This window comes from Streptomyces spongiae, assembly GCF_009377185.1.
GTDB lineage: Bacteria > Actinomycetota > Actinomycetes > Streptomycetales > Streptomycetaceae > Streptomyces > Streptomyces spongiae.
This window is the reverse complement of record NZ_VJZC01000479.1, coordinates 1-7,792: the sequence shown is the minus strand read 5'-3', so window position 1 is coordinate 7,792 and position 7,792 is coordinate 1. Positions and strand designations below refer to the sequence as shown.

General features: G+C 71.1%; 9 protein-coding genes. 4 read left to right on the top strand and 5 right to left on the bottom strand.

Annotated elements, in window-relative coordinates; genetic code table 11:
• Positions 1–69 precede the first annotated feature (69 nt).
• The 3 genes from ectB (at position 70) to thpD (ending at position 2,724) form a co-directional block, all read left to right on the top strand.
• Positions 70–1,341, top strand: coding sequence for a diaminobutyrate--2-oxoglutarate transaminase (gene ectB, locus FNH08_RS38825; RefSeq protein WP_322726180.1), 1,272 nt, complete (start codon positions 70–72; stop codon positions 1,339–1,341).
• Positions 1,342–1,412: 71 nt separating this feature from the next.
• The gene (locus FNH08_RS38820; RefSeq protein WP_322726179.1) at positions 1,413–1,811 is read left to right on the top strand and encodes an ectoine synthase; all 399 of its coding nucleotides are present in this window, start codon (positions 1,413–1,415) and stop codon (positions 1,809–1,811) included.
• Between the two features lie 22 nt (positions 1,812–1,833).
• Positions 1,834–2,724, top strand: a complete 891-nt coding sequence (gene thpD, locus FNH08_RS38815) for an ectoine hydroxylase (RefSeq protein ID WP_152776231.1) — start codon at positions 1,834–1,836, stop codon at positions 2,722–2,724.
• 165 nt (positions 2,725–2,889) lie between these two features.
• Here the strand turns inward: thpD and FNH08_RS38810 are convergent, their stop codons facing one another.
• From FNH08_RS38810 to FNH08_RS38790, 5 genes are all read right to left on the bottom strand, one after another.
• Positions 2,890–3,909: a maleylpyruvate isomerase family mycothiol-dependent enzyme gene (locus FNH08_RS38810; protein WP_152776230.1), complete on the bottom strand. Its 1,020-nt coding sequence runs from the start codon at positions 3,907–3,909 to the stop codon at positions 2,890–2,892.
• 31 nt (positions 3,910–3,940) lie between these two features.
• Positions 3,941–4,558 carry a sigma-70 family RNA polymerase sigma factor gene (locus tag FNH08_RS38805; protein ID WP_322726178.1) on the bottom strand — a complete coding sequence of 206 codons (618 nt, stop codon included), beginning with the start codon at positions 4,556–4,558 and terminating at the stop codon, positions 3,941–3,943.
• A 90-nt stretch (positions 4,559–4,648) separates the two neighbouring features.
• Positions 4,649–5,734, bottom strand: coding sequence for an aminotransferase class V-fold PLP-dependent enzyme (locus tag FNH08_RS38800; RefSeq protein ID WP_194238769.1), 1,086 nt, complete (start codon positions 5,732–5,734; stop codon positions 4,649–4,651).
• A 33-nt stretch (positions 5,735–5,767) separates the two neighbouring features.
• The gene (locus FNH08_RS38795) at positions 5,768–6,412 is read right to left on the bottom strand and encodes a DsbA family oxidoreductase (protein ID WP_152776227.1); all 645 of its coding nucleotides are present in this window, start codon (positions 6,410–6,412) and stop codon (positions 5,768–5,770) included.
• A gap of 75 nt (positions 6,413–6,487) precedes the next feature.
• A complete protein-coding gene (locus FNH08_RS38790) occupies positions 6,488–7,006 on the bottom strand; it encodes a GNAT family N-acetyltransferase (RefSeq protein WP_152776226.1) in 519 nt (172 codons plus the stop codon).
• 100 nt (positions 7,007–7,106) lie between these two features.
• On the opposite strand from FNH08_RS38790, the gene FNH08_RS38785 reads away from it, so the two are divergent.
• On the top strand, positions 7,107–7,792 hold a 686-nt coding region (locus FNH08_RS38785), incomplete at its 3' end, for an MFS transporter (RefSeq protein ID WP_152776225.1).

The following is a 7,792-nucleotide window of genomic DNA, read 5'->3' as shown; positions in this document are numbered from 1 at the left end:
CCCCCAGACCCCTCAGCCAACCCATCCCTCACTCCCGAACACCCCCCACGCATCGAGGAGCGATTCGCCGTGAGCATCACCCAGCCCGACCTGAGCGTCTTCGAGACCCTGGAGTCGGAGGTGCGCAGCTACTGCCGCGGCTGGCCCACCGTCTTCGACCGCGCGCAGGGCAGCCGTATGTACGACGAGGACGGCCACGAGTACCTGGACTTCTTCGCGGGTGCCGGGTCACTCAACTACGGCCACAACAACCCCGTGCTGAAACGGGCACTGATCGACTACCTGGAGCGCGACGGCGTCACCCACGGGCTCGACATGTCGACGACCGCCAAACGCGCCTTCCTGGAGGCGTTCCAGAACCTGGTGCTGCGCCCCCGCGACCTGCCGTACAAGGTCATGTTCCCGGGCCCGACCGGCACCAACGCCGTGGAGTCCGCGCTGAAGCTGGCTCGGAAGGTGAAGGGGCGTGAGGCGATCGTCTCCTTCACCAACGCCTTCCACGGGATGTCGCTCGGCTCGCTCGCCGTGACCGGCAACGCCTTCAAGCGCGCCGGCGCCGGCATCCCGCTCGTGCACGGCACGCCCATGCCGTTCGACAACTACTTCGACGGCACGGTCGAGGACTTCCTGTGGTTCGAGCGGCTTCTGGAGGACCAGGGCTCCGGCCTCAACAAGCCGGCCGCCGTGATCGTCGAGACCGTGCAGGGCGAGGGCGGCATCAACGTGGCCCGGCCCGAGTGGCTGCGCGCCCTGTCCGAGCTGTGCGAGCGGCAGGACATGCTACTGATCGTCGACGACATCCAGATGGGCTGCGGGCGGACCGGTGCCTTCTTCTCCTTCGAGGAGGCGGGCATCGCCCCGGACATCGTCACGGTGTCCAAGTCGATCAGCGGCTACGGACTGCCCATGTCGCTGTGCCTGTTCAAGCCGGAGCTCGACATCTGGGAGCCGGGCGAGCACAACGGCACCTTCCGCGGCAACAACCCGGCCTTCGTGACGGCCGCCGCGACCCTTGAGACGTACTGGGCCGACGGCTCCGCGATGGAGAAGCAGACCCGCAAGCGCGGCGAGCAGGTCGAGCAGGCGATGAGCGCCATCACCGAGGAGAACCCCGACGCCGTCAGGGAGTTCCGCGGCCGCGGCCTGGTGTGGGGCATCGAGTTCCACGACAAGGACCGTGCGGGCCGGATCGCCAAGCGCGCCTTCGAACTCGGGCTGCTCATCGAGACGTCCGGCCCGGAGAGCGAGGTCGTCAAGCTGCTCCCCGCGCTCACCATCACGCCCGAGGAGCTCGACGAGGGTCTGCGCACCCTCGCCCGCGCCGTCCGCGAGACGGCCTGAGCCACACGGCCCACCCCAGTCCATCCCCCCACACCAACACACCCACAACATCAAGGAGGCGTCACAGCACCGTGATCGTCCGTTCTTTCAAGGAGCTCGAAGGCACCGACCGGCACGTCAAGGCCACGTCCGGTACCTGGGAGAGCAAACGCATCGTTCTCGCCAAGGAGAAGGTCGGCTTCTCGCTGCACGAGACGGTCCTGTACGCGGGTACGGAGACGTCGATGTGGTACGCGAACCACATCGAGGCCGTCGTGTGCGTCGAGGGCGAGGCCGAGCTCACCGACGACGAGACCGGGCAGAAGTACACGATCACGCCCGGGACCATGTACCTCCTCGACGGGCACGAGCGGCACACGATGCGGATCAAGGAGGACTTCCGCTGCATCTGTGTCTTCAATCCCCCCGTGACCGGACGGGAGGACCATGACGAGAACGGCGTGTACCCGCTGCTGACCGAGGAGGCCTGAACCCACCATGACCACGACGCCCATGCCCACCGCCATCCCCGATCTCTACCCGAGCCGTGGCGCCGCCGAGGTGTCCGTACCGCGCCAGGACCCGGTCGTCTGGGGCGCGCCGGGCACCCCCGGCCCGGTCTCGCTCGCCGATCTCCAGGCGTACGAGCGTGACGGCTTCCTCGCCATCGAGGAACTCATCGGGGACGAGGAAGTCGCGCTGTACCACGCCGAGCTGGAGCGGCTTGTCACCGATCCGGAGATCCGCGCCGACGAGCGCTCGATCATCGAGCCGAAGTCGAAGGAGATCCGGTCCGTCTTCGAGGTGCACAAGATCAGCGAGGTGTTCGCGAATCTCGTGCGCGACGAGCGCGTGGTCGGGCGGGCACGGCAGATCCTGGGCTCGGACGTGTACGTCCACCAGTCGCGGATCAACGTCAAGCCGGGCTTCGGGGCCAGCGGCTTCTACTGGCACTCCGACTTCGAGACCTGGCACGCCGAGGACGGTCTGCCGAACATGCGCACGGTGTCCGTCTCGATCGCACTGACCGAGAACCACGACACCAACGGCGGCCTCATGATCATGCCGGGGTCGCACCGGACGTTCCTCGGGTGTGCGGGGGCCACACCGAAGGACAACTACAAGAAGTCCCTCCAGATGCAGGACGCGGGCACCCCGTCCGACGAGGCGCTGACCGCCATGGCCGGCGACTACGGCATCAAGCTGTTCACGGGCAAGGCCGGTTCGGCGACCTGGTTCGACTGCAACTGCATGCACGGCTCCGGCGACAACATCACGCCGTTCCCGCGCAGCAACGTGTTCATCGTGTTCAACAGCGTGGACAACACAGCGGTGGAGCCGTTCTCGGCGCCGGTTCCCAGGCCTGAGTACATCGGAGCGAGGGATTTCACTCCTGTCCGGTGACTCGAGCCCCGGCCGGGGGTCCGGCCCGCGGCGGAGCCGCACATGGGATGCAGCGTCCCCCGGGAAATGCAGTATCGGAGCGAGGGACTTCACGCCGGTGAAGTGACCCACGCGGTGGGCTGAACGGGCCCGGCACCTCCTTGTGGGGTGCCGGGCCCGGCCGCGTCACAGCCAGGACATCGCCGCCGCCGTCTGCAGTACCCGCTGTACGGCTCCCTCGTCGCCCGTGGCTCCCCGCGGTACCGCGTCGGGCTCGTACCGGCCGCCCAGGAGCAGACAGAAGTCGACCGGGTCGAGGACGAGCTCGGCCTGGACCGGCTCGTCCTCGGAGCCGAGGACCCACTGCGCGTCGGGCTCCGCCCCGGCCATCGCGAGCAGGACCGGCGGTGCGCTGCTCAGGGCCAGCTGCAGAACGCGGACGGCGAGGCGGACCAGCAGCCCCAGGTGCTCCTCGGGCGGCGGCGGAACGGGCAGGCCGAGGGCGCGGCCGAGATCGTCCGTGTGGATCCAGGTCTCGAAGGCGCGCACGAGGAAGTGGTCGGCGACGGGCAGTCTGAGGCCCATCAGTGTGGTGGCGTGCGCGGCGCGTACGGAGTCGAGGGCTTCGGGCGTGGCCAGTAGCTCGGCGGCCTGCGCGGCCCACGCGGCGACGGTGTCCTCGGGAGCACGTGTGAGCTCGTGAGCGATCACGTCGGCGGTGCGCGCGTTCCAGGCGTCCTCCCAGGGGGTGTCCCCGGGGACCGGCGAGGCGGGGACGCGTGCGTCGAGGCCCAGCCGCAGGGCGAGCGGCTCGTCGGCGGCGAGGAGGTGGGCGACGGTCGCGTGCGCGTTCCAGTCGTGCACGACCGGCGTCGCCCAGCGTCCCTCCATCTCCCGCACCAGCGCCTGGAGCCCGGCCACGGCCGCGGCGTACGGGGCGGCGTGCGGGGCGACCCGGGCGACGCGGGGGCGGGCGCGCAGCGCGGCGGCGAGGACGCCGCCCGCGGCGCCGCCCGCGCCGTTCAGCCGGGGGCCGGAGGCAGGCCCGCCCAGCAGACGCACGGTCTCCCGGAGCCGCTCGGCCTCCGCCGCGCAGGACTCGCACTCGGCCAGGTGCAGCGGTACCGCCTTCTCGTCGCCGGGCAGCAGCGCGCCGACGGCCCAGGCCGCCAGCAGTTCCCGTACGCCGTCGTGGTCCGTGGCCATCACACGCCTCCTTCCGCTGCCCGTACCCCCATCATGCGCCCCTCGCCGGTGCCGGGTCGGACGGGTCCGCCAGGGATTCTGCGAGTTTCCGAAGCGCGCTGCGCAGCCGTGTCTTCGCGGTCCCCTCGGGTATCCCCAGTTCCACGGCCGCCTGCCGGTAGGTGCGCCCCGCGAAGTAGGCGAGGTGTACGACCTCCCGCTGGGTTCTCGGGAGCTCGGCGAGGGCGGAGTGCAGCAGCAGCGAGCGCTCGCGGTCGACGACCGCCTCGTCGGGCCGCGGTGCGGCGTCGGGGATGGCGTGCAGCGCGGAGTCGTCGGCGCGGGCGTCCTTGCGGTGCCGGGCCTCGCTGCGTACCCAGTCCACGGCCCGGCGGTGGGCGATCATGGACAGCCAGGTGCGCAGGGAGCCCCGGCGCGCGTCGAACGCGTACGGTCTGCTCCACAGCTGCGCGAAGACCTCCTGCGCCACGTCCTCGGCGGCGGCCGGGCTGCTCGTGACCCGTACGGCCACCGCCCGGACGAGCCCGCCGTACGCGGCGTACGCCTCGTTCAGCGCGGACTCGTCCCCGTACACGAGCCGCCGATGCAGTTCCGCATCGGCGGGAACGCGCACGGTCTTGTCGGCCGCCTGCTCCACCGGCACCATCACCTCCGTGATGCCTTCCTAGCGTCCCTGCCGGGCGCGCGCCAGTGGGTCGGCCGGATAGGGCCGTTACGTCGGCCGGACCGTGCCGGTGGGTCAGCCGGACAGGACGTCGAGGAGCCGGTCGACGTCGGCGGGCGTGTTGTACAAGTGGAAGGCCGCCCTCAAGTGGCCCGCGCGGTCGGAGACCTCGACTCCGGCACGACTCAATTCCGCCTGTCGGTGGCCCAGTCCGGGCACGGAGACGATGGGTGAGCCGGGCGCGGGGACCGCTGCGTGACCGAGTGCGCCGAGCCCCGTGAGGAAGCGTTCTGCCAGGGCCAGGTCGTGCTGCCGGATGTGCTCCACGCCCAGTTCCTCGACGAGTTCGAGCGAGGTCCGCGCGCCCGCGTAACTGAACAGCGCGGGGCTCTCGTCGAACCGGCGGGCGGAGTGGGCGAGTTCCTCGACCGGGCCGTAGCAGCTGTCCCACGGGTGCTCCCCCGCGACCCAGCCGGCGAAGACGGGGTTGAGTCCGCCGAGGTCCTCCGGGACGACCAGGAAGGCCGCGCCGCGCGGGCAGACGAGCCACTTGAAGGCGACGGAGGCGACGTAGTCGTACGCGTCCGCGTCGACGGGCAGCCAGCCTGCCGCCTGGGAGGCGTCGATGTACGTCCGCGCGCCGTGGGTGCGGGCGGCCTCGCGGATCGCGTCCAGGTCGGCGATCCGGCCGTCGGCGGACTGGGCGGCGCTGACCGCGACGAGCGCGGTGCCGGGGCGCACCGACTCGGCGATCCGCTCCAGCGGGACCGTGCGCACCTTCAGGTCGCCGCGCATGTGGAAGGGGTTCACCACGGAGGTGAAGTCGGCCTCGGCGGTGAGGACCTCGGCTCCCTCGGGCAGTGAGGCGGCGATGAGCCCGGTGTAGACGGCGACGGAGGCCCCGGCGGCCACCCGGCGGCCGGGAACCCCGAGCAGCCGGGCGAAGGAGGCCCGGGCCGCCTCCACGTCCGCGAACATGTCCGTGGGCCTGCCGACCGCGGCGGACTCCACGGCGACCCGCATGGCGTCCACCGTGCGGGCCGGCAGCAGCCCGGTGCTCGCGGTGTTCAGGTAGGTGTTCTTCGGGGCGAACTCGGCTTTGACGAGGCTCTCGAAGGTGTCCATGGCTCCACTGTGCGGTCCAGGGAACTCCTCGTCCATTGAGATGTTCTGGAGGGTTGTCCCAAGCAACGCTTATGCGTCTGCCCACGCCTGGGTGAGCGCCCGGGAGAACACCTCCAGGGGCTGCGCGCCCGAGACGCCGTACTTGCGGTCGAGCACGAAGAACGGCACCCCGTTCGCCCCGAGCTCCGCGGCCTCACGCTCATCCGCACGCACCTCGTCGGCGTACGCCTCGGAATCGGCGAGGACCGCGCGGGCGCCCTCCGCGTCGAGACCGGCCTCGACGGCGAGTTCGACGAGGTAGGCGTCCGCGTCGGCGAAGACGGACCGCTCCTCGGCGAAGTTCGCCCGGTAGAGGATCTGGAGCAGCGCGTCCTGCCTGCCCTGTTCCTTGGCGAAGTGGAGAAGGCGGTGCAGGTCGAAGGTGCTGCCGTGGTCGCGGCCCTCGGTGCGGTAGGCCAGTCCCTCGGCGGCGGCCTGGGCGCCCAGGTTCTCCTCCCCTGCCCGCGCCTGCGCCTCGCTCATCCCGTACTTCTGGCTGAGCATCTTCAGGACGGGCTCGATGTCACCCTTGGCGCGGCGGGGGTCGAGCTCGAAGGAACGGTGCACCACCTCGACCTGGTCGCGGTGCGGGAAGGCGTCGAGCGCCTTCTCGAAGCGGGCCTTTCCTACGTAGCACCAGGGGCAGGCGATGTCGCTCCAGATCTCGACGCGCATGTCTTCGGCTCTCTCCAGGTCGTACGGGTACGGAGACTCCCTCCGCGGGGTACATGAACGTTCAATCAGCAGGGATCATTCCCCGGACAGGGACAGGCGCAGGTACAGATGGTGGTCGTCCTCGGCGGGCGGGTTCTCCGGGTCGGGGACCCAGCCCTGGCGGGCGTAGAAGAGCTGGGCGCGTCGGTTGCCCACGTGCACGTCGAGGGTCGCCGTGCGTGTGCCGTCGGCGTGCCACTGCTCGACGCAGGCCGTGTGCAGAGCGCCGCCGATGCCGGCGCGCCAGTGGTCGGGGTCGACATGGAACTGGAAGAGCTTCACCGTGCCGGCGGGCGAGCCCTCCGCCCTGCGGAAGGACGCGATGCCGGTGATCCGGCCGTGCTCGACCACGCACAGCACCTGCCCGTCCGGCCGCTCGATGGCGTCGAGCCAGCGGGCGGCCCAGTCGGTCCCGGGGTCGGGCAGGCCACCGGGGTAGTACGTCGAGCGGGCTCGTACGTGCAGGTCGGCGATGACCCGGGCCTCGGCGGGCAGCGCGGTCCTGATCACGCGCGCTCCGGTCACACGGTCACGGTTCACACGATGTTCGATCATGCAGCGGAGGACGTACCGGTCCCCGTGGCGGTTCCTCCCGTACGGCTGATCGTGGCGGATGATGTGCGGGCGACGCGCTGCGGGAATCCTCCCGGAAGGCATGGCATCCGAGCCACCAGGTACGCGGCAGGAGATCTTCTTGAGTCCCCGTACTTCCCCGTCCCTCACCCTCACCGCCGCGCTCCTCGGCTTCGCGCTGATCGTCCTGGACGCGTCCGTGGTGAACGTGGCGCTGCCGTCGATCGGGGCGGCCCTCGGGGGCGGGTTGTCGGGGCTCCAGTGGGTCGTGGACGCCTACACCCTGTCCTTCGCCGCGCTGATGCTGTCGACCGGGGCGTTCGCGGACCGGGCCGGGGCGAGCCGGGCGTACGCGCTGGGCATCACGGTGTTCACGCTGGCGTCGGCGGGGTGCGGGCTTGCGCCGAGCCTGCCGGTGCTCATCGTGGCGCGGGTCGTGCAGGGCGTGGCCGCGGCCGTGGTGCTCCCGGCGTCGCTGGCCCTGGTGCGCCAGGCGTACACGGATCCCGGCAGGCGGGCGCGGGCCGTGGCGGTGTGGACGGCCGGTGGCTCGGCGGCGGTCGCGCTGGGTCCGGTGGTGGGTGGTGCGGTGACGACAGTGTGGGACTGGCGGGGGATCTTCTTCGTCAACGTGCCGCTGGGCCTGACAGCGCTGGTGCTGCTGGTCCGGGCACCGAGTTCGCAGCGCCGTCCCGCACCCTTGGACCTGCCCGGCCAGCTGACGGCGGTCGTGGCGCTCACGGCCCTGGCCTTCGCGGTGATCGAGGG

Excerpts from the sequence above, each read along its gene's own strand:
- thpD (WP_152776231.1), top strand. The coding sequence starts at position 1,834 with ATGCCCACCGCCATCCCCGATCTCTACCCGAGCCGTGGCGCCGCCGAG.
- FNH08_RS38790 (WP_152776226.1), bottom strand. The coding sequence starts at position 7,006 with ATGATCGAACATCGTGTGAACCGTGACCGTGTGACCGGAGCGCGCGTG.
- FNH08_RS38810 (WP_152776230.1), bottom strand. The coding sequence starts at position 3,909 with ATGGCCACGGACCACGACGGCGTACGGGAACTGCTGGCGGCCTGGGCC.
- FNH08_RS38800 (WP_194238769.1), bottom strand. The coding sequence starts at position 5,734 with ATGGACGAGGAGTTCCCTGGACCGCACAGTGGAGCCATGGACACCTTC.
- FNH08_RS38795 (WP_152776227.1), bottom strand. The coding sequence starts at position 6,412 with ATGCGCGTCGAGATCTGGAGCGACATCGCCTGCCCCTGGTGCTACGTA.